The 25,164-nt window shown below is 60.3% G+C and carries 19 protein-coding genes; 3 read left to right on the top strand and 16 right to left on the bottom strand.

The genetic code is table 11. The features are described from left to right. Window positions 1-104 precede the first annotated feature (104 nt). The 8 genes from KGB14_RS07765 to betI form a co-directional block, all read right to left on the bottom strand. Window positions 105-1,283 carry an NAD(P)/FAD-dependent oxidoreductase gene (locus KGB14_RS07765; protein WP_223485411.1) on the bottom strand — a complete coding sequence of 393 codons (1,179 nt, stop codon included), beginning with the start codon at window positions 1,281-1,283 and terminating at the stop codon, window positions 105-107. Between the two features lie 143 nt (window positions 1,284-1,426). After that, the gene (dbpA, locus tag KGB14_RS07770) at window positions 1,427-2,764 is read right to left on the bottom strand and encodes an ATP-dependent RNA helicase DbpA (protein ID WP_263294554.1); all 1,338 of its coding nucleotides are present in this window, start codon (window positions 2,762-2,764) and stop codon (window positions 1,427-1,429) included. 105 nt (window positions 2,765-2,869) lie between these two features. After that, window positions 2,870-4,297: a multidrug transporter subunit MdtD gene (gene mdtD, locus KGB14_RS07775; RefSeq protein ID WP_223485415.1), complete on the bottom strand. Its 1,428-nt coding sequence runs from the start codon at window positions 4,295-4,297 to the stop codon at window positions 2,870-2,872. A gap of 140 nt (window positions 4,298-4,437) precedes the next feature. Further along, window positions 4,438-5,787, bottom strand: coding sequence for a TldD/PmbA family protein (locus tag KGB14_RS07780; protein ID WP_223485417.1), 1,350 nt, complete (start codon window positions 5,785-5,787; stop codon window positions 4,438-4,440). Further along, a complete protein-coding gene (locus KGB14_RS07785) occupies window positions 5,787-7,229 on the bottom strand; it encodes a TldD/PmbA family protein (protein WP_223485419.1) in 1,443 nt (480 codons plus the stop codon). Before KGB14_RS07785 ends, KGB14_RS07780 begins: the two co-directional genes overlap by 1 nt. A gap of 282 nt (window positions 7,230-7,511) precedes the next feature. After that, entirely contained in the window at window positions 7,512-9,215 is a 1,704-nt protein-coding gene (gene betA / locus KGB14_RS07790) for a choline dehydrogenase (protein WP_223485421.1), read from the bottom strand. Between the two features lie 144 nt (window positions 9,216-9,359). Further along, the gene (betB, locus tag KGB14_RS07795; RefSeq protein ID WP_223485423.1) at window positions 9,360-10,832 is read right to left on the bottom strand and encodes a betaine-aldehyde dehydrogenase; all 1,473 of its coding nucleotides are present in this window, start codon (window positions 10,830-10,832) and stop codon (window positions 9,360-9,362) included. Window positions 10,833-10,943: 111 nt separating this feature from the next. Next, window positions 10,944-11,537, bottom strand: a complete 594-nt coding sequence (gene betI / locus KGB14_RS07800) for a transcriptional regulator BetI (RefSeq protein ID WP_223485425.1) — start codon at window positions 11,535-11,537, stop codon at window positions 10,944-10,946. A 380-nt stretch (window positions 11,538-11,917) separates the two neighbouring features. On the opposite strand from betI, the gene KGB14_RS07805 reads away from it, so the two are divergent. Then, window positions 11,918-13,867: a BCCT family transporter gene (locus tag KGB14_RS07805; RefSeq protein WP_223485525.1), complete on the top strand. Its 1,950-nt coding sequence runs from the start codon at window positions 11,918-11,920 to the stop codon at window positions 13,865-13,867. 178 nt (window positions 13,868-14,045) lie between these two features. Here the strand turns inward: KGB14_RS07805 and choV are convergent, their stop codons facing one another. The 3 genes from choV to KGB14_RS07820 all read right to left on the bottom strand — a co-directional run bounded on the left by choV (window position 14,046) and on the right by KGB14_RS07820 (window position 17,082). Further along, entirely contained in the window at window positions 14,046-15,224 is a 1,179-nt protein-coding gene (gene choV / locus KGB14_RS07810; RefSeq protein WP_223485427.1) for a choline ABC transporter ATP-binding protein, read from the bottom strand. Next, window positions 15,221-16,066, bottom strand: coding sequence for a choline ABC transporter permease subunit (choW, locus tag KGB14_RS07815; RefSeq protein WP_223485429.1), 846 nt, complete (start codon window positions 16,064-16,066; stop codon window positions 15,221-15,223). Before choW ends, choV begins: the two co-directional genes overlap by 4 nt. A 68-nt stretch (window positions 16,067-16,134) precedes the next feature. Next, window positions 16,135-17,082, bottom strand: a complete 948-nt coding sequence (locus KGB14_RS07820; RefSeq protein WP_223485432.1) for a choline ABC transporter substrate-binding protein — start codon at window positions 17,080-17,082, stop codon at window positions 16,135-16,137. Between the two features lie 436 nt (window positions 17,083-17,518). Here KGB14_RS07820 and KGB14_RS07825 point away from each other — a divergent pair, with 436 nt between their 5' ends. Both KGB14_RS07825 and KGB14_RS07830 read left to right on the top strand, forming a co-directional pair. Continuing rightward, entirely contained in the window at window positions 17,519-18,895 is a 1,377-nt protein-coding gene (locus KGB14_RS07825) for an L-serine ammonia-lyase (protein WP_223485434.1), read from the top strand. A 540-nt stretch (window positions 18,896-19,435) separates the two neighbouring features. Then, the gene (locus tag KGB14_RS07830) at window positions 19,436-20,539 is read left to right on the top strand and encodes a GlxA family transcriptional regulator (RefSeq protein WP_007937970.1); all 1,104 of its coding nucleotides are present in this window, start codon (window positions 19,436-19,438) and stop codon (window positions 20,537-20,539) included. A 114-nt stretch (window positions 20,540-20,653) separates the two neighbouring features. Here the strand turns inward: KGB14_RS07830 and KGB14_RS07835 are convergent, their stop codons facing one another. The 5 genes from KGB14_RS07835 to KGB14_RS07855 all read right to left on the bottom strand — a co-directional run bounded on the left by KGB14_RS07835 (window position 20,654) and on the right by KGB14_RS07855 (window position 25,093). Beyond that, window positions 20,654-20,917, bottom strand: a complete 264-nt coding sequence (locus KGB14_RS07835; RefSeq protein ID WP_223485436.1) for a hypothetical protein — start codon at window positions 20,915-20,917, stop codon at window positions 20,654-20,656. 395 nt (window positions 20,918-21,312) lie between these two features. Further along, entirely contained in the window at window positions 21,313-22,476 is a 1,164-nt protein-coding gene (locus KGB14_RS07840; protein WP_223485438.1) for a gamma-butyrobetaine dioxygenase, read from the bottom strand. 13 nt (window positions 22,477-22,489) lie between these two features. After that, the gene (locus tag KGB14_RS07845; RefSeq protein ID WP_223485440.1) at window positions 22,490-22,966 is read right to left on the bottom strand and encodes a thioesterase family protein; all 477 of its coding nucleotides are present in this window, start codon (window positions 22,964-22,966) and stop codon (window positions 22,490-22,492) included. Window positions 22,967-23,097: 131 nt separating this feature from the next. Next, a complete protein-coding gene (locus KGB14_RS07850) occupies window positions 23,098-24,063 on the bottom strand; it encodes an L-carnitine dehydrogenase (RefSeq protein WP_223485442.1) in 966 nt (321 codons plus the stop codon). Window positions 24,064-24,205: 142 nt separating this feature from the next. Continuing rightward, on the bottom strand, window positions 24,206-25,093 hold the full coding sequence (locus tag KGB14_RS07855; RefSeq protein ID WP_223485444.1) for a 3-keto-5-aminohexanoate cleavage protein: 888 nt from the start codon (window positions 25,091-25,093) through the stop codon (window positions 24,206-24,208). Window positions 25,094-25,164: the final 71 nt, after the last annotated feature.

A 25,164-nucleotide genomic window follows, 5' to 3' on the forward strand; every position in this document is an offset into this window, starting at 1 on the left:
TGTGGGAGCGAGCCTGCTCGCGATGAGGCCGGTACATTCAACATTTATGTCGACTGTCAGACCGCTATCGCGAGCAGGCTCGCTCCCACAGGTTATTGGTTCGATCAGACGAATTGCGCGGCAGCGTAACCGGAGGCCCAGGCCCACTGAAAGTTGAAGCCGCCCAGATGCCCGGTAACGTCGAGCACTTCACCAATGAAATACAGACCGGGGCTTTTCAACGATTCCATGGTCTTGGACGACACTTCACGCGTGTCGACGCCGCCCAGGGTCACTTCGGCAGTGCGGTAGCCTTCGGTACCGGCCGGAACGACTTTCCAGCTCGCCAGTTTTTCGGCGATGTCCGCCAGTTCGGCGTGGGTGTACTGCTTCATCGGTTTGGAGACGAACCAGTTGTCCGCCAGCAGGTTGGCCATCTTCTTGGTGAAGATTTCACCGAGCAGGGTTTTCAACTCACTGTTGGGACGTTCGGCCTGCTGCTGTTGCAGCCAGCTCGGCACGTCGTGATCCGGCATCAGGTTGATCTCCACCGTGTCGCCGGATTCCCAGAACGACGAGATCTGCAAAATTGCCGGGCCACTGAGGCCGCGGTGGGTGAACAGGATGTTCTCGCGGAAACTCTGGTCGTTGCAGCTCACCAGGCAATCCACCGACGTGCCGGACAGCTCGGTGCACAGTTCCTTGAGCTGATCGGTGATGGTGAACGGCACCAGACCGGCGCGGGTTGGCAGCAGATCGTGGCCGAACTGCCTGGCCACTTGATAACCGAAACCGGTGGCGCCGAGGGTCGGAATCGACAGGCCGCCGGTGGCAATCACCAGGGATTCACATGTGATCTGGTCGAGGGTGGTTTGCAGCAGGTAGCCGCTTTCCATTTTCTCGATGTGCTGGATCGAAGTGTCCAGGTGCAGGCTGACGCCGGCCTGATCGCATTCGTCGAGCAGCAGGCCGAGGATGTCGCTGGATTTGTTATCGCAGAACAACTGGCCGAGTTTTTTCTCGTGGTACGGCACGCCATGTTTGGCGACCATGCCGATGAAATCCCACTGGGTATAGCGGGCCAGGGCAGATTTGCAGAAGTGTTCATTCTGCGAGAGGAAATTGCTCGGTTCGGTGTACATGTTGGTGAAATTGCAGCGTCCACCGCCCGACATGAGGATTTTCTTGCCGGCCTTGTTCGCGTGGTCGAGCAGCATCACCTTGCGCCCGCGCCCGGCGGCGGTCAGCGCACACATCAACCCTGCGGCGCCAGCGCCAATGATCACGACTTCGGTAGAGCGCAAAACGGTGTCCTCTTGATGTGTCGCCACAAAACAAACTGTGGGAGCGAGCCTGCTCGCGATGGGGGCTGCACATTCAACATAGATGTTGTTTGACAGTCCGCTATCGCGAGCAGGCTCGCTCCCACAGGGGGTATACGTTGCTCTTACAGGATGCGCACGCGCAACGAGCGGCCTTTGATTTTGCCGTCGTTCAGGCGCTGCAAGGCTTGCTTGGCGATCCCGCGTTCCACGGCCACATAGGCCTGGAAGTCGAAAATCGCGATCTTGCCGACCTGGACACCCGGGATGCCGGCATCGCCAGTCAGTGCGCCGAGAATGTCGCCCGGACGAACCTTGTCTTTACGGCCAGCGCCGATGCACAACGTGCTCATGACCGGCAGCAGCGGTGCGCCGCCCTGGGATTTGAGGTTGTCCAACTGATCCCAGCTCAACGGCGACTTCTGCAGCTGCTCGATGGCTTGGGCGCGGTGGGCTTCGGACGGGGCGACCAGGCTGATCGCAATGCCTTTTTCACCGGCACGACCGGTACGGCCGACGCGGTGAATGTGGATTTCCGAGTCACGGGCCAGTTCGACGTTGATCACCATGTCCAGCGCATCGATGTCCAGACCGCGCGCGGCGACGTCGGTAGCAACCAGCACCGAAGTACTGCGGTTGGCGAACATCGCCAGGACCTGATCGCGGTCACGCTGTTCCAGATCACCCTGCAGACCGACAGCGGAGATGCCTTTGGAGGTCAAGTGATCAACGGTTTCCTGAACCTGCTGCTTGGTGAAGCAGAAAGCTACGCAGGACGCCGGACGGAAATGCGCGAGGACTTTGACCACTGCGTCCATACGCTCTTCCGGAGAGATTTCGTAGAAGCGCTGCTCGATCTGCGTATCGTCGTGGAACGCCTCGGCCTTCACGATCTGAGGAGTGCGCATGAATTTCGACGCCAGTTGCTTGATGCCCACCGGGTATGTGGCGGAGAACAGCAGGGTCTGGCGACGCTCCGGGGTCTGGGCGATGATTTCTTCGATGGAGTCGTAGAAACCCATGTCGAGCATGCGGTCGGCTTCGTCGAGGATCAGGGTGTTCAGGCCATGAAGCACCAGCGAACCCTTGCGCAGATGCTGCTGGATGCGCCCCGGGGTGCCGACGATGATGTGCGCGCCGTGCTCCAGCGAGCCGATCTGTGGGCCGAAGGATACGCCGCCGCACAGGGTCAGCACCTTGATGTTGTCTTCGGCACGGGCCAGACGACGGATTTCCTTGGCGACCTGGTCAGCCAACTCGCGAGTCGGGCAGATGACCAGCGCCTGGCAACCGAAGAAGCGCGGATTGATCGGGTTCAACAGGCCGATACCGAAGGCGGCGGTCTTGCCGCTGCCGGTCTTGGCCTGGGCGATCAGGTCCATCCCCTTGAGGATCACCGGCAAGCTTTGCGCCTGGATCGGCGTCATCTGGGCATAACCGAGGGAGTCGAGGTTAGCCAGCATGGCGGCGGACAGCGGCAAAGTATTAAAAGCGGTGGCGATGGTGGTCACGGGACTGGCCTGCAAAACAAAATGTCGCGCAGTGTATCAGTCCTATGGCCATTCGCCCTAAGGCTCGATGTGTTCTTCCGGATGCTTGACGCGCCGTCCGTCAGTTCTGGACAGCTGCGAGAAGATCGTTGCAGCCAGCATCGCCATGATTCCGACGGTTACAAACGTCAGCTGGAACGCGCCCAGCACCGTGTCCACGCCGTCATTGCCGATCTCTGCCGTGAAGCCGCCGAGCAGGGCGCCGGCGCAGGCTACACCGAGGCTCAGGGACAATTGCGCGACCACCGACAGCAAACTGTTGCCGCTGCTGGCGCTGGCGTCGTCGAGGTCGATCAGGGTCACGGTGTTCATGGCGGTGAACTGCAAGGAGTTGATCGCCCCCAGAATCGCCAACTGAGCCAGCAGCAGCCAATACGGCGTCTGCTCGCTGACCAGGCCCATGCTTGCCAGCATGATCCCCAGCGCCAGTGTGTTGCCGGTCAGCACGGTGCGGTAGCCGAAACGTTCGATCAGCGGCCGAGCCACTGACTTGGCGACCATCGCGGCAGCGGCCAGGGGCAGCATGCTCATCCCGGCCTGAGACGGCGAATAACCCAGCGCCACTTGCAGCAGCAATGGCACCAGGAACGGTAATGCGCCGCTGCCGAGGCGAGCGAACAGGTTACCGAGGATGCCCACGGCAAAGGTTCGGGTTTTGAACAACGACGGCGCGAACAACGGATTATCGACGTGCCCGGCCCGCAGCCAATACGCCGCCAGACAGGCCATGCCGCCAAACAGCAGCAACATCACCCGCAAGTGCGGCAGGTGCAGTTCGCCGAGGCCTTCCATGGCGATGGTGATCAGTACCATCGCCGCGCCAAACAGTAAAAAGCCCATGCCATCGAAGCGGGTGCGCTCGCTGCCGCGCAGGTCGGGGATGAACTTCCACACCGCGTAGCAACCGAGGACACCCACCGGCAGGTTGATCAGGAAGATCCAGTGCCAGGTCAGGTATTGCACCATCCAGCCGCCCATGGTCGGGCCGATCAGCGGGCCGAGCAAACCGGGAATGGTAATGAACCCCATGATCCGCACCAGATCCGAGCGCGGATACGCGCGCAGCACCACCAGTCGCCCGACCGGCAACATCAAGGCGCCGCCCAGGCCCTGAATCACCCGCGCGCCGATAAGCATGCTCAGAGTGCTCGACAAGGCGCAGAGCAATGAGCCGAAGCTGAACAGGAGGATCGCGCCGAAGAAGATTTTCCGGGTGCCGAAGCGGTCGGCGATCCAGCCGGAGGCGGGGATCAACAAGGCGACGGTGAGCATGTAGGCGATGATTACGCCTTGCATGCGCAACGGGTCTTCGGCCAGGTCACGGGCCATGGCGGGGAGGGCGGTGTTGAGGATTGTCCCGTCGAGGGATTGCATGAAGAAAGCAATGGCGACGACCCACGGTACCCAGCGGGCGGTGACAGCGTCGAGAGGTGGGCGGTTGGGCATGGGACCTCTTGTGGGTGTAAGTCAGGTAATCCGTGGTGACTTCTTCGCGGGCAAGCCTCGCTCCTACAGATTTGGAGCCAGCCGCAAAATTCACGGCAACCCCCGATCCTGTAGGAGCGAGGCTTGCCCGCGAAGCTTTTTTACAGCGTCAAGGTAAGTCGACTGACGAGCGCACCGGGCAACAACGCCGAGGCTGTGGCCCGCTGACTGTACGTGCTGGCCGACAACAACAGCTCGCGTTCCTCGGTCAACGCTTCCAGCTGCGAACCGAGCAGGCTGTAGACGCTGTCATCGAAACGCATGGTGCTGACCGGTGCCTGAATCTCGCCGTTCTCGACCCAGAAGGTCGCAAACCGTGTCATGCCGGTCAGGCGTGCCGCTGGTTGGTCCGAGTAGTTCAGGTACCAGAGGTTACTGATGTAGAGCCCGGTGCCGAGGCGCTTGAGGATATCCGCCTGCTCCAGGTTGCCGCCGTTCATGACCAGTGCCGTCGGGTATTCATGGCTGCTGGCGCCGTTGGCAGTGAGGCCGTATTCGGCGGCGCTCCGCGAATTGATCAGTCGGGCATTGGCCATGCCTTTGGCGATCAACCCCAGATCATCGCGGGGATAACCTTCGTCAGAAAACGCCGGGCTCAACGAACCGCTGACCTGTTCACTCAACCATACGTTGGGGCTGAAGCAGGTTTCGCTGGCGTAGAACTTCTGCAACGGACTCTGCTTGCTGGCAATTGCCTGGGCCGAAAAGCCGCCCCAGCTGAGCATGCCCATGATTTCTTCCAGCGCCGCCGGCGCCAGATAGGCGCGGTATTCGCCGGGCGGCAGCGTGCGCAACGGTCGCCCCAAAAACGCCAACTGCTCACGGGCCTGCTGGAAGCGCCTGGCAAACCCTTCGCTGTTCCAGTCGTGCCCGGCGTAGCTGGCTTTCACCGCCTGACCGTTTTCATGGAACAGGCTGAAATCGAAGTTGAAGCTGTTGGCCTGATGCCAGCCGAACGCGCCCGAAGAGCTGGCGAAACCGCGACTGATCGGCCCGGCGGCATAGAAACCCACCAGGTCCAATCCCTCGGCAGCCTGAGTGATTTCAGCGACCACCTGCTCGGTATCCGGCAGGGGATGATCCTGCACGTTGTTGCTCTGCCAGTCGTTCTGGTTGAGTAGCAGGTACGGATCCTGAGGCAACAGTGGCAGGGTTTCGCGCAACTGTTGCAGCCCTTCGGCCAAGCGCTGAAGGTCGATTTCGGAGTCGCCTGACAGCGTGATATTCAGGTCGGCATGACGTCCATCGTTGATCAGTTTGAAACCGACGCTCGCCTGCTGCACCTGCCCGGCCTGACGGACCCTGGCGTGGTTGAAACGCACGAAGGCCGACGATTCGGCGGCATAGCTGAGGGTGAACTGCTCAGGCGTGCGCAATGCATCGCGCAGCCAGTTGACCAGCTTCTTGAACGACTCGGCCTGGCTATTTGAAGTGCTTGTGGATGTAGTCATCAGGCGTCTCCTCCAAACACATCAACATTGCTGAATACACAAGCCGGCGACGCATGGCCGACGCGGATCACCTGGTTCGGTTCGCCCTTGCCGCAGTTCGGCGTGCCCAGCACCTTGAAGGTGTTGGCGTCGCCGACGGCGCTGAGGCTTTTCCAGAATTGTGCGGAAATTGCCCGGTAGTTGGGGTTCTTCACCACGCCCTTGAGTTCGCCGTTTTCAATCAACTGGCCCCATTCGCAGCCGAACTGGAATTTGTTGCGCGCATCGTCGATGGACCACGAACGGTTGGTGCTCATCAAAATGCCGTGCTCGATGTTGCCGATCAGTTGCTCAAGCGGCTGATCGCCGGGCTCGATGTTGAGGTTGGCCATGCGGTCGATCGGCGGACGGTTCCAGCCACAGGCGCGGCTGTTGGCGACGCCGTCGAGACCTGCGCGAAATTGCGACAGCGCACCACCGAGCGGGCGCAGCAGCAGACCTTCTTTGATCAGGAATTGCTTGCTGGCGGCGCTGCCGTCGTCGTCATGGCCGTAGCTGGCGAGCTGTTCGGGGATGTCTGGATCGAACGTCACGTTGAGCAGTTCGGAGCCGTATTGCAGGCTGCCGAAGTCTTCTGCCTTGACGAAACTGGTGCCGGCGTAATTGCGTTCGTCGCCGAGTATGCGGTCCAGCTCCAACGGGTGACCGATGGACTCGTGGATCTGCAGCATCATTTGGTCAGGCATCAGCAACAGGTCGCGCGGGCCTTGCGGAGTGTTCGGCGCCAGCAGCAATTGCAGTGCCTGATCGGCGACTTTCGGGCCGGCACCGACCAGGCCGCAACGGCTGATCACATCAAACCCGCCCTGCTGGCCGAAGTTCTCGCGGCCAAGGCTGCGGGTCTGGCTGTCGCTGCCGTCGTACGCGGTGACGTCCACGCTCGGGTAGACGAAGCGCTGGGCCTGACGCAATTCGGCGCCGGCGCTGTTGAGGTAGATTTGCTCGACGTTGGTGATGCCGATGCTTGCCTGCCAGTTCACCAGTCGCTCGTCCTTGGGCACGGCGGCGGATTCGGCGCCGAGCAGTTGGTAGCAATCGCTCAGGGACGGGAAGGGCAGGTCAAGGTTGGGCGAGAAATAGTCGGCGCGGTCGCTGGAGACGGCTTGCTCGCGCAGGTCGAGCAGGGCGTGGGGCTTGAGTCGACGAGCTTGTTGCTCGGCTTTCTCCAGCGCGGCTTGCAGGCCGGATTGGGACAGGTCGTTGGTCGCGGCATAGGCTTCGACGCCGTTGACCCGGACGGTCAGCATCGCGCCTTCGTCACGGCTCAGGCTCGGCGGTTCGGCGACGTTCTTGCGCACCGACAGGTATTGGCCGGACTCGCGCACATAACGCAGCGAAAAGAATTCAGCGCCCGTGCGCAAGGCAGCGAAGCGCTGCTTGAGCTGGGGGTGGAAATCGAACATTCGGGAACCTCCTTGGTATGGAGCGGCGGCGAATCGATGTTGCGAGGGGGAGGGTGAAACGTTTGCGCGGGGACTAGATTAGGCCTGCATGGGGGTAGGATCAAGGGCGGAGCGGTGTAGGAAAGGATTACCGGGAGAGGTGTGGTATTTGATCGGGCCCCATCGCGAGCAGGCTCGCTCCCACATTTAATCTTGGGTGCTCACAGAATCTGTGTTCACTGAAGATCCTCTGTGGGAGCGAGCCTGCTCGCGATGGCAGCGCCTCGGTGTAACTTAACTGTCTTACTGAGCAGTAGGGCTCACATCCCGCAACGGCTTGCCACGCACCGGTGCATCACCGGCCACGTAGTAAGCAGCCTTGCTACGGGGCAATGGCTTGCGACCGCGGATTTTGTCGGCGATTTTCTCGGCCATCATGATCGTCGGCGCGTTCAGGTTGCCGGTGGTGATGATCGGCATGATCGAGGCATCGACCACGCGCAGGGCCTGCATGCCATGCACACGACCTTCGCCATCGACCACGGCCATCTCGTCGGTGCCCATCTTGCACGAGCAGGACGGGTGGAACGCGGTTTCGGCGTGCTCGCGGATGAACTTATCCAGTTGCTCGTCGGTTTGCACATCGATACCCGGGCTGATTTCGCGACCGCGGAAGGCGTCCAGTGCAGGCTGTTGCATGATTTCACGGGTCAGGCGGATGCCATCGCGAAATTCCTGCCAGTCCTGTTCGGTGGCCATGTAGTTGAACAGGATGCTCGGGTACTCGCGCGGATCTTTGGACTTGGCCTGGATGCGACCACGGCTCGGCGAACGCATGGAACCCATGTGTGCCTGGAAGCCGTGTTCTTTCACACCGTTGCTGCCGTTGTAGTTAATCGCCACCGGCAGGAAGTGGTACTGAATGTTCGGCCAATCGAATTCCGGACGGGTGCGGATGAAACCACCGGCTTCGAACTGGTTGCTGGCGCCGATACCGGTGCCGTTGAACAGCCATTCGGCACCGATGGCCGGTTGGTTGTGCAGCAGCAGCGACGGGTACAGCGAGACCGGTTGGGTGCAAGCGTATTGCAGGTACAGCTCGAGGTGATCCTGCAGGTTTTCACCGACGCCCGGCAGGTCGTGGACCACCGGAATGTCGAGTTTCTTCAGCAGTTCGGCCGGGCCGACGCCGGAACGTTGCAGGATCTGCGGCGACGCGATGGCGCCGGAGCACAGCAGCACTTCCTTGCGGGCGCGGGCTTCAACGCGCTCTTCAGCGGCGCCGATCAGGTAGCGCACGCCGACCGCACGTTTGCCTTCGAACAGGATCTTGTCGGTCAGGGCGTGGGTGACGATGGTCAGGGTCGAACGCTTCTTGGCGACGTCCAGGTAACCGCGAGCGGTGCTGGCCCGACGGCCGTTCGGCGTCACGGTGCGGTCCATCGGGCCGAAACCTTCTTGCTGGTAGCCGTTCAGGTCTTCGGTACGCGGGTAACCGGCTTGCACGCCTGCTTCAACCATCGCGTGGAATAGCGGGTTGTTGCCGGCTTTCGGCGTGGTCACGCTGACCGGACCGTCGCCACCGTGGTAGTCGTTCTGGCCGATGTCACGGGTTTCCGCCTTGCGGAAATACGGCAGGCAGTCGAGGTAGGTCCAGTCTTCCAGGCCGGGCAGTTTCGACCAGTTGTCGTAGTCCATCGCGTTACCACGGATGTAGCACATGCCGTTGATCAGCGAAGAACCACCCAGGCCCTTGCCGCGACCGCATTCCATCCGGCGGCCGTCCATGTGTGGCTCTGGATCGGTTTCGTAAGCCCAGTTGTAGCGACGACCTTGCAGCGGGAACGCCAGCGCGGCCGGCATTTGTGTACGGAAATCCAGACGGTAGTCCGGACCGCCCGCTTCGAGCAGCAGGACGGTGACGCCTTCGTCTTCAGTCAGACGGGTCGCCAGGGTGTTACCGGCCGAACCGGCACCGATGATGATGTAGTCGAATTCTTGGGACATTGAATGCACCCTCTTTGAAGTTGGTCAGGTCGGCGAGTGCTTCGCACTCGATCGCGAGCAGGCTCGCTCCCACATTGGAATGAAGTCTCCTGTGGGAGCGAGCCTGCTCGCGAAGGCGGCCTCGCAGGCGAAACAAATATCGCCTTAGAACACCGAGGCGTAATCGCCCAGTTCGACCTGTACCGATTTGATGCGTGTGAAGTTGTTCAGCGAGCTGATGCCGTTCTCACGGCCCACACCCGACTGCTTGTAGCCGCCGACCGGCATCTTGGCGTCGGACTCGCCCCAGGCGTTGATCCAGCAGATACCGGCTTCCAGTTGATGAATCACGCGGTGAGCGCGGTTCAGGTCTTTGGTGACGACGCCAGCCGCCAGGCCGAATTCGGTGTCGTTGGCACGACGGATCACTTCTTCTTCGGTATCAAAGGTCAGGATGCTCATCACCGGGCCGAAGATCTCTTCGCGAACGATGGTCATCTCGTCGGTGCAGTCGGTGAACACGGTCGGTGCCACGAATGCGCCTTTGGCGAATTCGCCGTCGGTCAGACGATCGCCGCCGCACAGCAGGCGCGCGCCTTCTTCCTTACCTTTGGCGATGTAACCCAGCACGCTTTCCATGTGGGCGAAGCTGACCAGAGGACCGAAGTTGGTGTTTTCGTCTTCAGGGTTGCCGACGCGAATGCGCGCAACGCGCTCAACAATCTTGGCTTCGAATACGGCTTTCAGGTGGCTCGGTACGAACACGCGAGTGCCGTTGGTGCAGACCTGACCGGAGCTGTAGAAGTTGGCCATCATGGCGGTGTCGGCGGCGCGATCCAGATCGGCGTCGTCGAAAATGATCAGCGGGGATTTGCCGCCCAGTTCCATGGTCACGTCTTTGAGCGACGAGGCGGAAGCGCTGGCCATCACCTTCTTGCCGGTGTCGGTGCCGCCGGTGAAGGAGACTTTCTCGATGCGTGGGTGCTCGGTCAGCCAGGTGCCGACTTCACGGCCGCTGCCGGTCAACACGTTGAACACGCCAGCCGGAACGCCGGCTTCGGTGTAGATCTCGGCCAGTTTCAGGGTCGTCAGCGAGGTGACTTCGCTTGGCTTGAAGATCATCGCGTTACCGGCCGCCAGCGCTGGTGCGGACTTCCACAGAGCGATCTGGATCGGGTAGTTCCACGCGCCGATACCGGCCACGATGCCCAACGGCTCGCGACGGGTGTAGACGAAAGAGGTGGTGCGCAGAGGGATCTGCTCGCCTTCGATGGCCGGCACCAGGCCTGCGTAGTACTCCAGCACGTCAGCGCCGGTGACGATGTCGACGTAACGGGTTTCGGAGTACGCCTTGCCGGTGTCCAGGGTTTCCAGGGCGGCCAGTTCATCGTTGCGCTCGCGCAGGATGTCCACGGCGCGACGCAGGATGCGCGAGCGCTCCATGGCGGTCATCGCAGCCCAGATTTTCTGACCCTTTTCAGCACTGACCACTGCACGCTCGACGTCTTCCTTGGTCGCACGCTGTACGGTTGCGAGGACTTCACCGTTAGCCGGGTTGATGGCTTCGAAGGTGGCGTCGCCGCTGGCGTCGGAGTAACCGCCGTCGATGTAGAGTTTTTGCAGTTCGAAACGGGCCATAGTGTCCTCGCAAGTGCATTAAGTGGTTGGCGTTGACCACTGGGCGTGCCGTGTAGCCGGGGGCGACGCTGGTCAGTGGCGGTTCAGGGGCTGAGCGCTTTTATGTGTGCTCTAACTCACCTGCTTGGCCAGTTGGAAATCCATGTATTCGTAAGCGATCTGGTGCGCCTGCTCGGTGTCGAAAGCATCTCCCGACAGCGCGCCGCGCAACCACAAACCGTCAATGAGGGCTGCCAGGCCGCGGGCGGCGCTACGCGCTTGATCAAGCGGCAACACACGACGGAACTGGCAGCACAGGTTGGAATACAGACGGTGATCGTTGATCCGCTGCAACCGGTGCAATGACGGGTGGTGCATGCTGGTGGCCCAGAAGGCCAGCCAGGTTTTCATTGCCGGGCCATTGACCTGGCTGGCGTCGAAGTTGCCTTCGATAATCACCTGGAGGTGAGCCCGTGGGCTGGTGTCCTCCAGCGCCTGACGGCGCGCGGTGACGTTCTCGCTGAGGACACTCATCAGGTACTGCGCCGTGGCAGCGATCAGGCCGTTCTTGTCCTGAAAATAATGACTGATGATGCCATTCGAGACACCGGCCAAACGGGCGATCAGCGCAATGCTGGCGTCCCCCATGCCGACCCGATCGACAGCCTGTAACGTGGCTTCGATCAATTGCTGGCGGCGGATGGGTTGCATACCGACCTTGGGCATCTTGCACATCTCCTTAGGCCTTCCGGTGGACGAAAAACGGCTACCGGGTTAAAGGCCAGTCTATTTTGTTTTGATTGAACGTTCAATCAACAAAGAATAAGATCTGCGACAATTCGTCGCTGCCTACAGGTTTTTCCTACGTGTAGTTGGCGGAAAAACGACATCCAAAAATGCTCGAAACCCATACGCAGTAGCGTCCCAAGGGTTTCGGGCTTTTTTCGGGGTGTCTTTATATCACCCACCGGTCGGCTGCCAACTAATCGATTGGTCGGGTATCGCGTTGCCTTGTGTTCTTCTCTCGCACTGCCTGGAGCATCTGTGCCATGAGTTCTGCCTCTCTAATAAAGACCCCGCCCGAGAAGGTGACGGTCAACGGTTGGGTGTTCTACACCTCTACCGCGCTGATCTTGCTGTTAACCGCCATTCTGATCATCGCCCCGCAAGAGGCCGGCAGAATGCTCGGCATTGCCCAGGCCTGGTTGTCCCGCAGCTTCGGCTGGTACTACATGGTGGTGATCGCCGCTTATCTGGTTTTTGTGGTTGGCCTGGCGTTTTCGTCTTACGGCAAACTCAAACTGGGCAGCAAGGACGACACCCCGGATTTCAGCTACGGCGCCTGGGCGGGGATGTTGTTCTCGTCGGGGATCGGCATCTCGTTGTTGTACTTCGGTGCGTCCGAGCCGCTGGACCACTACTTCAATCCGCCGGAAGGCGTGGCCGGCACCAACCTTGCGGCACGTCAGGCAGTGCAACTGACGTTCCTGCATTGGGGCCTGCATGGCTGGGCGATCTATGCCTTGGTCGGCCTCGCCGTGGCGTACTTTGCTTATCGTCATAACCAGCCGCTGGCGTTGCGTTCGGCGCTGTATCCGCTGGTCGGCGAGCGTTGGGTCAAAGGCGCGGCCGGTCATGCAGTGGACGGCTTCGGCATGTTTGTGACCCTGCTGGGGCTGGTGACGAACCTGGGGATCGGTTCGCTGCAAGTGTCGTCGGGGCTGGAAAACCTGTTCGGTATGGAACACAGCAACACCAACCTGCTGATCGTGATCATCGTGATGAGCACCGTGGCGACCATCGCCGCTGTGTCCGGTGTGGAAAACGGTATTCGCCGTCTGTCCAACCTGAACATCGTGCTGTTCAGCGGTCTGCTGATTTTCGTGCTGTTGTTCGGCCCGACCCTGCACCTGCTCAACGGCTTTGTGCAGAACATCGGCGACTACCTGAACGGTGTGGTGCTGAAAACGTTCGACCTCTATGTGTATGAAGGCGACAGTGAGAAGTCCGACCGCTGGTTGGGCCTGTGGACCCTGTTCTACTGGGCCTGGTGGATTTCCTGGGCGCCATTCGTCGGCATGTTCATCGCGCGTATTTCCCGTGGTCGCACGGTGCGTGAACTGGTGGCCGGGGTGTTGCTGATTCCGCTGGGCTTCACCTTGGCATGGCTGTCGATCTTCGGTAACTCGGCCCTGGACCTGGTGATGAACCATGGGGCGGTGGAACTCGGGAAGACGGCGCTGGAACAGCCGTCGATGGCGATCTACCAGTTGCTTGAGCATTACCCTGCGTCGAAGATCGTGATTGGCGTGTCGATTTTTGTCGGCTTCGTGCTGTTCCTGACCCCGGCGGATTCCGGCGCGGTGATGATGGCCAACCTTTCCTGCAAGGGCGGCAACGTTGATGAAGATGCGCCGCACTGGCTGCGGATCTTCTGGTCGGTGGTGATCACCCTGGTGACCATCGGTCTGTTGTTCGCCGGTAACTTCGAAGCCATGCAAACCATGGTGGTGCTGGCCGGGCTGCCGTTCTCGGTGGTGCTGGTGTTCTTCATGTTCGGCTTGCACAAGGCCATGCGTCAGGACGTGCAGATCGAACAGGAGCAAGCGGAGCTGGCGGCGCGTGGTCGTCGTGGTTTCAGCGAGCGTTTGACTCAGTTGGACCTGCAACCGAACCAGTCGATCGTTCAGCGTTTCATGGACAAGCAAGTCAGCCCGGCGCTGGAAGATGCGGCTGTGCAATTGCGTGCCCAGGGTCTGGATGTGCAGACGTTGCTGGGCAAGTCGAAACGCTGCATGGGCGTGCGGATCGAGATGGAAGAGGGCAACCCGTTTGTCTACGAAGTGAACCTGGATGGTTATCTGGCGGCGGCGAGTGAAACGGTGTCGGCCGAAAGTGCCGATGAGCCGCGCGCACGTTACTACCGTGCCGAGGTGTACCTGCACAACGGCAGCCAGGACTACGACTTGATGGGCTTCACTCAGGATCAGATCACCCGTGACGTGCTCGATCAGTTTGAAAGCCATCGCCAGCTTCTTGGCCGGGTTTATAGCTAAGAGCGGAGGGGCGCGGTGTATCAGTTGCACCGCGTCGCCGCTTGAAAAGATCGCAGCCTTCGGCAGCTCCTACGCCGAACGCATTCCCCTGTAGGAGCTGCCGAAGGCTGCGATCTTTTGATCTTTCTACAAACAAAAACGCCGCGATTCTCTCGCGGCGTTTTTGTGTCTGCTGCTTTTACCCCAGGTTCTTGCCGAGCAGCGCGTGGTACAGCTCGCTGTCGCCCAGAATCCCGACCACCTTGTTGTTGTCGTGCAGCACCAGCTTATTGCCGGTCTGGTAACGAATCTGCAGCGCATCGCGCATGCCGATGTTGGAGTCCACCAGTGTTGGCCGACGAGCCAGACCTTCAACCGCTTGCCCCGGTATCCAGTTCTGCAGGTCCAGGCTCGAGCCGTTCTGGCGTGCGCCTTTGATGGTGTTGCCTTCGGCCAGGTCGAGCCACGAATCGCCGCCCGGATCCAGGCACACCGAACCGTTGATGCGTTTGCAGTTGTCCAGGGTGCGCATCAGGCTGCGACCGCACAGTACGTTCAGCGGATTGGTGTGGGCCACGAAGGTCCGCACATAATCGTCCGCGGGGTTCAACACGATCTCTTCCGGTTTGCTGTACTGGACGATCCGGCCGTCTTTCATGATCGCAATACGACTGCCGAGCTTCAGGGCTTCATCGAGGTCGTGGCTCACGAACACAATGGTTTTGTTCAGCTTGCTTTGCAGTTCCAGCAGTTCGTCTTGCAGGCCTTGGCGGATCAGCGGGTCAAGGGCCGAGAACGGTTCGTCCATCAGCAGAATGTCGGCGTCCATTGCCAGCGCACGGGCCAGACCGACACGCTGTTGCATGCCGCCGGAGAGCTCATCGGGCTTCTTGTTGCGCCACTGGGTCAGGCCCACCAGCTCAAGCTTCTCATCCACCAGTTTGCGGCGTTCTTTCTCGGGACGACCCTGCATTTCCAGACCGAAACTGATGTTCTCGCGCACCGTCAGCCAAGGCATCAGGGCGAACTTCTGGAACACCATCGCAATGCGCTTGGTGCGCATCATTTTCAGTTCCGCCGGGGTGCAGGAGGCGATGTCGATCTGCTTGCCTTCGTGCTCGACGAACAACTTGCCACGGCTGACGGTGTTGAGGCCGTTGATGCAGCGCAACAGGCTGGATTTGCCGGAGCCGGACAGGCCCATCAGCACACAGATTTCGCCTTTTTCAATGTCCAGGCTGGCTTTTTCGACACCGACGATTTGCCCGGTCTTTTTCAGAATCTGGTCGCGGGTCATGCCCTGGTCGAGGAGTTTGAGGGCCTCGCGCGGGTCTTTGGAGAAGATCACGTCTACGTCTTCGAAGCGAATAATGCTCATGCGTCACCCCCTACTTTAGCTTCGGGTTGTTTGCAGATACGGTCGAGCATGATCGCCAGCAGTACGATCGCCAGGCCTGCTTCGAAGCCCAGGGCGATATCAGCAGTGTTCAGTGCGTTGACCACGGGTTTGCCCAGGCCGTCGGCGCCCACCAGTGCCGCGATCACCACCATCGACAACGACAGCATGATGCACTGGGTGATACCGGCCGCGATGCTTGGCATGGCGTGGGGCAGTTCAATCCGTGAAAGCAGTTGACGGCGCGAGCAGCCGAAGGCTTTGCCGGCGTCCATCAATTCCTGCGGAACATCGCGAATACCCAGGTAGGTCAGGCGGATAGGCGCGGCAATCGCGAACACTACCGTCGAGATCAGACCCGGGACCACACCCAGACCGAAGAGGGTCAGGGTAGGAATGAGGTACACGAAGGTCGGTACGGTCTGCATCAGATCGAGCACCGGACGCATCAGTGTGTAGAACATCGGTTTGTGCGCGGCGACGATGCCCAACGGCACGCCGATGACCACGCAGACCAGGGTGGCGAACAACACCTGGGCGAGGGTTTCCATGGTTTCCTGCCAGTACCCCAGATTGAGGATCAGCAGGAAGGAGGCGATGACAAAAACGGTCAGGCCCCATTTGCGTTGGATGAAGTGTGCCAGTAGCGCGATGAGGCCGATCAATGCCAGCGGGTTGAACCAGGTCAGCGCAAAAGTCACGCCGTGGATCATCGTTTCCAGTGTCACCGCGATTGCGTCGAAAGTGCTGGCGCCGTGTTGCGTCAACCATTCAACGAAGCCCGCGATGTACTGGCCTAAGGGTATTTTCTGATCAATCAGCATGGTAGTGAACGTCCGCATGCAAGGAAATAAACAGCCCGGGCGGGCTAGCCCGCCCGGCGTAAGCGATTTTACTGTGCGAGCTTGGCTTTCACGGCCTCCAGGCCAGGTTTACCGTCAATGGTGGTCACGCCAGCGAGCCAGGTATCGAGCACCTGTGGGTTCTTTTTCAGCCAGGCCTTGGCGGCCGCTTCAGGCTTCATCTTGTCGTCCAGGATATTGCCCATGAGCGAGCTTTCCATGTCGACGGTGAATTCCAGGTTTTTCAGCAATTGGCCTACGTTGCTGCACTCTTGGGTATACCCCTTGCGAGTGTTGGTCGCAACGGTGGCGGCACCAAAATCCGGGCCGAAGAAATCATCGCCCCCGGTCAGGTACTGGATTTTGAAACGCTTGTTCATCGGGTGCGGTGCCCAGCCGAGGAATACCACGGCGGTATCGCGTTTCTGAGCGCGGTCGACTTGCGACAGCATGCCCGCTTCGCTGGACTCGACGACTTTGAAGCCGGCGTCTTTGAGACCGAAGGCGTTCTTGTCGATCATGCTCTGGATCAGACGGTTGCCGTCGTTACCCGGCTCGATGCCGTAGATCTTGCCGTCGAGTTCTTTTTTGAATTTGGCGATGTCGGCGAAGTCATGCAGCCCTTTGTCGTACAGCGCCTGCGGTACGGCGAGGGTGTACTTGGCGCCGGTGAGGTTGGTTCGCACGACTTCCACGGTGCCGGCATCACGGTAAGCCTTGATGTCGTTTTCCATGGTCGGCATCCAGTTACCCAGGAAGACGTCCATGTTCTTGCCGTCGGCCAGGGACTTGTAGGTCACCGGCACGGAAATCATCGTGGTTTTGGTCTTGTAGCCCAGGGCATCGAGAACGACGCTGGTGGTGGCGGTGGTGGCGGTAATGTCCGTCCAGCCGACATCGGAGAAATTTACGGTGCTGCATTGTGCCGGTTCTGCGGCTTGAGCCAGGAACGGCAGACTCAGCATGGCGGCCAACAACAACGATGGGGAACCTTTCATAGGGGGGACTCCTTGGTGTTTTTTTTGGCAGTGTTCCGACTGGACCACCGCACTTATGTGTTGCGGTTGGATGGCGTTTTGGAGACAGCTCTACCACGGCGCCTTGCAATCGAGTCGATACGATCATGTACCAGTGAAAATCTGACGCCTACAGGGTGCGTCGTAACCAGTACAGGGATGGTCGCATCCAGTGTCGGTAACGTCGTTTACAGCTTTTTTCAGCCCGTTTTGCCCCTCTGATTCGCAAAAAAACGGCGAAAACACAGCGTGAGCGGCCTGCGGCGCTAGTGGGCATGAGTGCGTCGGTGTGAGACGTCGAACGACATGGCAAAAGCCTGATGATGCGGCCATCTCGGCGGATTGCAGCTTGAGCGTAGCAGCTCCGTCACTGGGCGCTTTTGCGTCTGGAGCAGGCACATCCAGGAGTTCAGCAGTAATGGCTATCAGTGTTTTCGACCTGTTCAAAATCGGCATCGGCCCTTCCAGTTCACACACCGTCGGGCCTATGCGAGCGGCGGCGCTGTTCGTGCAAGGTTTGCGTGAGCAGGGTCTTTTGGAACAAGTAAGGCGCGTCGAAGTTCAGCTTTATGGTTCGTTGTCGGCCACCGGCATCGGTCACGGCAGCGATAACGCCGTGATCATGGGGCTGATGGGCGAGTGGCCGGACGCGATCGATCCGTCGCAAATCGGCATTCGCATCGACACCCTGCGCGAAACCCATACGCTGTTGCTCGACGGCCGTTTGTCGGTGCCGTTCATCTGGGCCCGGGACATGCGCCTGATCGACGAAAACCTGCCATTCCATCCCAACGCCATGACCCTGATTGTCGAGGGCGATCAGGGTGAGCTGCATCGCGACACCTACTATTCCATCGGCGGCGGTTTTGTTGTCGATGAGGCACAGGCTGCCAGCGGCGTGGTGGACCTGGATCGCACCGTGCTGCCTTACGACTTTTCCAGTGCCGTCGAGCTGCTCAGTCTCTGCAAGCAGCACAACCTGCGCGTGGCAGAGTTAATGATGGCCAACGAGAAAGTCTGGCGCAGCGAAGAGGAAATTCGCAGCGGCCTGATGAAGCTTTGGCGCGCCATGCAAGATTGCGTCGAGCAAGGCCTCAAGCACGAAGGCATCCTGCCCGGCGGCCTGAATGTACGTCGTCGCGCGGCCAAACTGCACCGCAGCCTGCAGGAACTGAACAAGCCCAACGTGATCGGCTCGACGCTGAGTGCCATGGAGTGGGTCAACCTGTTCGCCCTGGCGGTCAACGAAGAAAATGCCGCCGGCGGGCGCATGGTTACAGCGCCGACCAACGGCGCGGCCGGGATCATTCCAGCGGTGCTGCACTACTTCATGAAATTCAGCGAAGCAGTGACCGACGCCAATGTGGTCGATTACTTCCTCAGTGCCGCGGCGGTGGGGATTCTGTGTAAGAAGAACGCTTCGATCTCCGGTGCCGAAGTCGGTTGCCAGGGCGAAGTCGGTTCAGCCTGCGCCATGGCGGCGGCCGGTTTGGCAGAGATTCTCGGTGCTACCCCGGAGCAGCTGTGCAACGCGGCGGAAATCGGCCTGGAACACAATCTCGGCCTGACGTGCGACCCGGTGGGCGGTTTGGTGCAAGTGCCGTGCATCGAGCGCAACGCGATTGCCGCGGTAAAAGCCATCAATGCGGCGCAGATGGCATTGCGCGGCGACGGTCAGCACTTTATCTCGCTGGACCGGGTGATCCGCACCATGCGTGATACCGGTGCCGACATGCACGACAAATATAAAGAGACATCGCGGGGTGGGTTGGCCGTTAGCGCGGTTGAGTGCTGAGACCCCGTTGACCCCATCGCGGGCAAGCCTCGCTCCTACAAAAGCGGGGCTTGCCGATATTTTTATGATCGACATCAATCCTGTAGGAGCGAGGCTTGCCCGCGAAGGGGCCAGACCAGTCAAAACTGCGCGCTAAGTGAACACCCGATTCAAAACGCGCCACCTTTTGGCGCGTCGTAAACAGACAAGCGACTCGCGCAAGGTCGGGGATCCAATTCAAGCCTGACCGTCCGTCACCCGTGCTTGCGGTGACACTCTTCCCTGGAGCGTCGCAGCCCTGTTCCCACAAGTGCTACCGATTTGCTCACGCGCAACGGGGCAGAGCGTTTGCGACCCTTGATGGCACTTATTACTCCCTCTCTCGGCGTGGCTTATATAGACACATCGCGACGTCGTTTTCAGGAGTTATTGAACGCGCATTCAATTTTAGGCATGGCAATTGCTCTGTCATTACAAAGCCCGTCTCCCTCGCGAGAACGATGGCAATAAAAAGAGCCTCCGCCTGAGGCCATCACCCGCTTTGTGTGAGGAGATACCGCGATGACGACGTTCAACTCCGGGGCCCAACCCCAGAACCGTGCGCCTCAATCCATCGGCTTTTTGCTGCTGGACAATTTCACGCTTATTTCTCTGGCCTCCGCAGTAGAACCTCTGCGCATGGCCAACCAATTGTCCGGCCGCGAGCTGTATCGCTGGACCACACTCACCGTCGACGGCGGTCAGGTCTGGGCCAGTGACGGTCTGCAGATCACCCCCGACGCCTCCATGCACAAAGCGCCTCCCCTGGACACCGTCATCGTCTGCGGTGGTATCGGCATTCAGCGTACCGTGACCCGCGAGCACGTGTCGTGGCTGCAAAGCCAGGCGCGTCAGTCCCGTCGTCTCGGCGCGGTCTGCACCGGCAGTTGGGCCCTGGCGTGCGCCGGTCTGCTGGACGGTTTCGATTGCAGCGTGCACTGGGAATGCCTGGCGTCGATGCAGGAAGCTTTCCCGCGTGTGGCGATGAGCACACGGCTGTTCACCCTCGACCGCAACCGTTTCACCAGCTCTGGCGGCACCGCGCCGCTGGATATGATGCTGCACCTGATCAGCCGCGATCATGGTCGTGAACTGTCGGCCGCGATCTCGGAAATGTTCGTCTACGAGCGCATCCGCAACGAGCAGGATCACCAGCGCGTGCCGCTCAAGCACATGCTTGGCACCAACCAGCCGAAGTTGCAGGAAATCGTGGCGTTGATGGAAGCCAACCTCGAAGAGCCGATCGACCTCGACGAACTGGCGGTGTACGTCGCCGTGTCGCGTCGTCAGCTGGAGCGGCTGTTCCAGAAATACCTGCACTGCTCGCCGTCGCGTTACTACCTGAAACTGCGCCTGATCCGCGCCCGGCAGCTGCTCAAGCAAACGCCAATGTCGATCATCGAAGTGGCGTCGGTATGTGGTTTCGTGTCCACGCCGCACTTCTCCAAGTGCTACCGCGAATACTTCGGCATTCCGCCGCGTGACGAACGTGTAGGTTCCAATACGACTCAGCAGGTAGCGATGATGCCGCTGCCGCAAGCCTTGGTGCTGTCACCGTTGTCCGGGCCTCTGTCGGCGTTGAGCCAGGCGCGTAATGAGTCGACTTTTGCCAGCGTAAGGCTTTAAACCGAGGCGCCTTCATCGCGGGCAGCCCGCTCCCACAGGTTCTGTGTCGATGCATCAATTGTGTATACGACGCAAAACCACTGTGGGAGCGGGCTTGCCCGCGAAGGCGTCCTGTCAGGCACGACGGCTTTGCTGATACTCCGCCAACGCGGGCAGTAATTGCTTGTCGATCGCCTGGCGCACGGCCGGCAGGATGGTCGCGCTGCTGGTGTACATCTGCTTGACCATGGTCCGCAGCGTCATCGCCCGCTCATCGTTCAAGCCTCGCACTGCACACTCGCAAGCCTGCTCGGCTGTAGCGCCATTGGGCACTTGAAAACCCAACGATTTCAGCTGGCCCAACAGGTCTTCCTGGTCAATCAAATCGGCGTGCATCATGACGCAATCCTTCTTCAGGGAACGGTGTCGTGGCTCGATTCTGGTAGGGGCCGGGGATGGCGGCAAGGACGATTTGTCGCAATGGCCGCATTACCTATGAACAGGTCGTTTTCGGCTAACTTGCGAGCGGGAAGAGTGGGCACACTGGATTCAGCTGGCTTCACGAAGGTTTGGTCACCCTCGCGCAACAGCTCCTCAACAGTACCCTCTGCCCCGATCCTGTCACGGCTTGATCGGGGCTTTTTTTGTCTATGACTCAGCAGGAAATGTGGTGTCTGGGCGACCGCCATCGCGAGCAGGCTCGCTCCCACAGGTGATCTGCAGCGGTCTCATATTGGTGTACGACACAAATCCAATGTGGGAGCGAGCCTGCTCGCGATGAACGATGACGCGGTCTAGCGTTGCAACACAAGGATGCGCGACAACAACTCATCACGATCCACATAACACCCCTGGAAATGCCGGGCACCAGTAGCGGGATCGAAAGCATTGCGGGCGTGGAGAGTGCGGCGGTTGTCGAAGCACCACAGTTCGCCTGGATTGAGCCGCGTCATCACCCGGAAGCGCGCCTCGCGGGTCATTGCAATGAAGCGTCGGTAAGCGCGATACAGCCTGGGCATCTGTTCCACCGAAGCATCGAACGGCCCACGCAGAAAGTTCGCCATGCGGATTTCCGACACCTGCCCGAACGCATCCAGGGCGATGATCGGCGCCAGACAGCGGTAGTCGCTGTGGCGGTCCTTGTTGCGAAACTCCACGGGGATTTCACACAAGGCTTGAAACGCCTCGGGATCTTCCTGGCGCAAGGCTTCGGCGATGGCAAAACCGTCGACGAAAATGCTCTCGCCACCATCGGCGTCATTGACCAGACAATGCAGAAATTGCAGCCCCGGTTGCAACTCCCGGGTCGGCAGATCGCTGTGCAGCGGCAGGTTGAAGGCGGTGTAGGCATTGCTGTCTGCATCGGCCTTGGATTGCACATTGAACAGCACGCCGAAATTGCTCTCGCGGATGAACGAAATCCGCTGGGCGATCAGCTTCAATGAACCCGGCTCGGTGGGTACGCCGCGCACTTGAGTCAGGCCGGTATCGCGCACGGCCAGCAGCCATTGCAGCAAGGCGTCGTTGTTCTCCATCAGGGCCTGGTATTCGAATACTGGTAGTTGCAAATCGCTGTGCCAAAGCCTGGCTTTCGGTTTGCCGGCCTGGCGTTCAGCGCGGGACTCATCGTCATAGGCGTGAGCCCGTAGCCAGCCCGGATCGAAGCGGCTGAGGTGGCCGCCCTGCCAATCGACACACAGGCAACCTTGGGCATCGACCGTGGCGTTTTCAGGCGTCAGGTGCTCTGCGACATCGACGATTTCCAGCACTTGCTCGCGGGTCACCGTGTAGACGCAGTGCGGGCACGGGCAGTTGTCCCGCAGCCATTGATGATGAAAAGGGCTGACCCGACCGTCCGCCCATGTCACTTGAATTCGGTCCGCCAGGGTACGCACGGCGGTCAACGCGCTAATCAATGGGTAGGTGCGGAAATCGGCAAAAGCGGCGGCGGTGTTCATGGCGAGCTCCTTGTTATTTTTCGGGGGGTAAAGCGATCACTCGGCCGATCCAGGCGGGGGCGGGCAGATCGGTTTGCTCGGCGACAATGGCCTTCAGTTTGCTCAAGGTTTCTTCGCTGAACGGTGCGGAACGCGGCCCGGCGAGGTCAACGTGCAGCAGCATTTGCTCGTTTCCCGCCAGCTCTTTGTCACCGCCCACCAGATGCAGGCTGTGGTAGAGGTGCAGACGCTTGCGGTCGTGGCCGATGATTTGGGTATGCACCTCGACATCGGCATCGAGCTTCACTTCGTGCAGGTAGTTGAGGTGCAGTTCGAGGGTGAACAGCGAGTTGCCGCTGGCTTCGCGGTTATTGCTGTCCATGCCCAGCCGATCCATCAGCGCGTCGGTGGCGTAGCTGAAAATCAGCAGATAGAAGGCATCGCGCAGGTGGCCGTTGTAGTCGACCCAGTCGGGGATGATTTTGGTTTGGTAGGTGGTGAGGGTGGGCATGTCGTCACATCCGAAATGGTTGGAAACCTGTAGGAGCGAGGCTTGCCCGCGAAGAACGATAGCGCGGTGTCTCAGTCAGACCACATCGCTCCCTTCGCGGGCAAGCCTCGCTCCTACAGGTGGTGGGGCGTTTAGTCTGCGAACGCCATCCCATGCTTCTCTTTGGTGGTCTTCACCGCCTCCAGCACTGCCAGCAAGCAGTCATCACGATAGCGCTCCAGCGCCGAGATGCTGTGCTTGCCCAACTGCTCGCTGGTGCCCTCCACCACATCATCAATCAATTTGTCGGTCAGCTCCGGTGCCGGCAGATACGTCCAGGGCAACTGCAACGCCGGCCCGAATTGCGCCATGAAGTGCCGCATGCCTGCATCGCCGCCCGCCAGGGTGTAAGTCAGGAAGGTGCCCATGAACGACCAGCGCAGACCCGCGCCAAAGCGAATCGCATCGTCGATTTCGCCAGTGGTCGCCACGCCGTCGTTGACCAGATGCAGCGCCTCACGCCACAGCGCTTCGAGCAACCGGTCGGCGATGAATCCTGGTACTTCCTTGCGCACATGCAGCGGTCGCATCCCCAAGGATTCATAGACTTTCATCGCCGCTTGCACCGCTTCTGGCGCAGTGTTTTTGCCGCCGACCACTTCCACCAAGGGCAGCAGGTAAACCGGGTTGAACGGGTGCCCGACCACGCAGCGTTCCGGGTGGGTTGAGCCTTCATAGAACTCGCTCGGCAGCAGGCCCGAGGTGCTGGAGCCGATCAGCGCATTGGGCTTGGCCGCCGCGCTGATTTTGCTGTGCAGTTCCAGTTTCAGTTCCAGTCGTTCTGGAGCACTTTCCTGGATGAAATCCGCATCGCGAACGCATTCTTCGATGGTGGCGACAAAGCGCAGCCGATCCTGCGACGCACCGGGGGCCAGGCCTTGTTTCTCCAGCGCGCCCCAGGCATTGGCCACGCGTTTGCGCAGGGCCGTTTCGGCACCGGGCGCCGGGTCCCAGGCCACTACATCAAGGCCATGGGCGAGGGCGCGGGATACCCAGCCGCTGCCGATGACACCGCTGCCCAGCGCTGCGAAGGTTTTGATTTCGGTGATAAAGCTCATGGTCAATTCCTGAATTTGGCTCGGAAAAAACTGTGGGAGCGAGCCTGCTCGCGATGACGTCGGTACATCCGATGCATCAATTGAGGCAGGTAAACCGCTATCGCGAGCAGGCTCGCTCCCACAGGGGGAAAGTGTGTAAGGCTTAACCGCGCTTGGTCAGGCCCATTTTTGCCCGGCCTTCAGCTGGCGTCAGAACACGGGCGCCGAGGCGGCTGAGGATTTCCGAGGCACGCTCGACCAGTTGGCCGTTGGTCGCCAATACACCCTTGTCCAGCCACAGGTTGTCTTCCAGACCGACCCGCACGTTGCCGCCGAGCAGCACCGCTTGCGCAGCCATCGGCATTTGCATGCGACCGATGCCGAACCCGGCCCAGACCGCGTCGGCTGGCAGGTTGTCGACCATGGCTTTCATGGTGGTGGTATCGGCCGGAGCGCCCCACGGGATGCCCAGGCACAACTGGAACAGCGGGTTATCGAGCAGGCCTTCCTTGATCATCTGCTTGGCGAACCACAGGTGACCGGTGTCGAAGATTTCCAGCTCAGGCTTAACGCCCAGCTCTTGAATGCGTTTGGCGCCAGCACGTAGCTGAGCCGGGGTGGACACGTAAATGGTGTCGCCGTCACCGAAGTTCAGGGTGCCGCAATCCAGGGTGCAGATTTCCGGCAGCAATTCTTCGACGTGGGCCAGACGGGTCAGCGGACCGACCAGGTCGGTGTTCGGGCCAAACTCCATCGGGTTCTCGCCCGCACCGATTTCCAGGTCGCCGCCCATGCCTGCGGTGAGGTTGACGATGATGTCGACGTCGGCCTCGCGGATGCGCTCCATCACTTCGCGATACAGCGCCACGTCACGGCTGAACTTGCCGGTTTCGGGGTCGCGAACATGGCAGTGGACCACGGTGGCGCCCGCCTTGGCGGCTTCCACGGCGGCCGCGGCGATTTGTTTCGGGGTGACCGGCACGTGTGGGCTTCTGGCGGTCGTGTCGCCAGCACCGGTGAGTGCGCAGGTGATGATGACGTCGTGGTTCATGAGGCGGTTCCTTACAGGCGTGATTTTGGGGTATGGCTTGGGGCGTGACGATTCCGTTCGCAGCCCGTATC

Source organism: Pseudomonas sp. A-RE-19 (assembly GCF_019956555.1).
Taxonomy (GTDB): domain Bacteria; phylum Pseudomonadota; class Gammaproteobacteria; order Pseudomonadales; family Pseudomonadaceae; genus Aquipseudomonas.

Bases quoted from the DNA above. Each gene is read 5' to 3' on its own strand.
- mdtD (WP_223485415.1), bottom strand. From the start codon at position 4,297: ATGCCCAACCGCCCACCTCTCGACGCTGTCACCGCCCGCTGGGTACCG.
- choV (WP_223485427.1), bottom strand. From the start codon at position 15,224: ATGAGCATTATTCGCTTCGAAGACGTAGACGTGATCTTCTCCAAAGAC.
- KGB14_RS07835 (WP_223485436.1), bottom strand. From the start codon at position 20,917: ATGATGCACGCCGATTTGATTGACCAGGAAGACCTGTTGGGCCAGCTG.
- KGB14_RS07785 (WP_223485419.1), bottom strand. From the start codon at position 7,229: ATGTTCGATTTCCACCCCCAGCTCAAGCAGCGCTTCGCTGCCTTGCGC.
- betB (WP_223485423.1), bottom strand. From the start codon at position 10,832: ATGGCCCGTTTCGAACTGCAAAAACTCTACATCGACGGCGGTTACTCC.
- KGB14_RS07850 (WP_223485442.1), bottom strand. From the start codon at position 24,063: ATGAGCTTTATCACCGAAATCAAAACCTTCGCAGCGCTGGGCAGCGGT.
- choW (WP_223485429.1), bottom strand. From the start codon at position 16,066: ATGCTGATTGATCAGAAAATACCCTTAGGCCAGTACATCGCGGGCTTC.
- KGB14_RS07845 (WP_223485440.1), bottom strand. From the start codon at position 22,966: ATGCCCACCCTCACCACCTACCAAACCAAAATCATCCCCGACTGGGTC.
- KGB14_RS07820 (WP_223485432.1), bottom strand. From the start codon at position 17,082: ATGAAAGGTTCCCCATCGTTGTTGTTGGCCGCCATGCTGAGTCTGCCG.
- betA (WP_223485421.1), bottom strand. From the start codon at position 9,215: ATGTCCCAAGAATTCGACTACATCATCATCGGTGCCGGTTCGGCCGGT.
- KGB14_RS07830 (WP_007937970.1), top strand. From the start codon at position 19,436: ATGACGACGTTCAACTCCGGGGCCCAACCCCAGAACCGTGCGCCTCAA.
- KGB14_RS07825 (WP_223485434.1), top strand. From the start codon at position 17,519: ATGGCTATCAGTGTTTTCGACCTGTTCAAAATCGGCATCGGCCCTTCC.
- betI (WP_223485425.1), bottom strand. From the start codon at position 11,537: ATGCCCAAGGTCGGTATGCAACCCATCCGCCGCCAGCAATTGATCGAA.
- dbpA (WP_263294554.1), bottom strand. From the start codon at position 2,764: ATGCTGGCTAACCTCGACTCCCTCGGTTATGCCCAGATGACGCCGATC.
- KGB14_RS07840 (WP_223485438.1), bottom strand. From the start codon at position 22,476: ATGAACACCGCCGCCGCTTTTGCCGATTTCCGCACCTACCCATTGATT.
- KGB14_RS07855 (WP_223485444.1), bottom strand. From the start codon at position 25,093: ATGAACCACGACGTCATCATCACCTGCGCACTCACCGGTGCTGGCGAC.
- KGB14_RS07780 (WP_223485417.1), bottom strand. From the start codon at position 5,787: ATGACTACATCCACAAGCACTTCAAATAGCCAGGCCGAGTCGTTCAAG.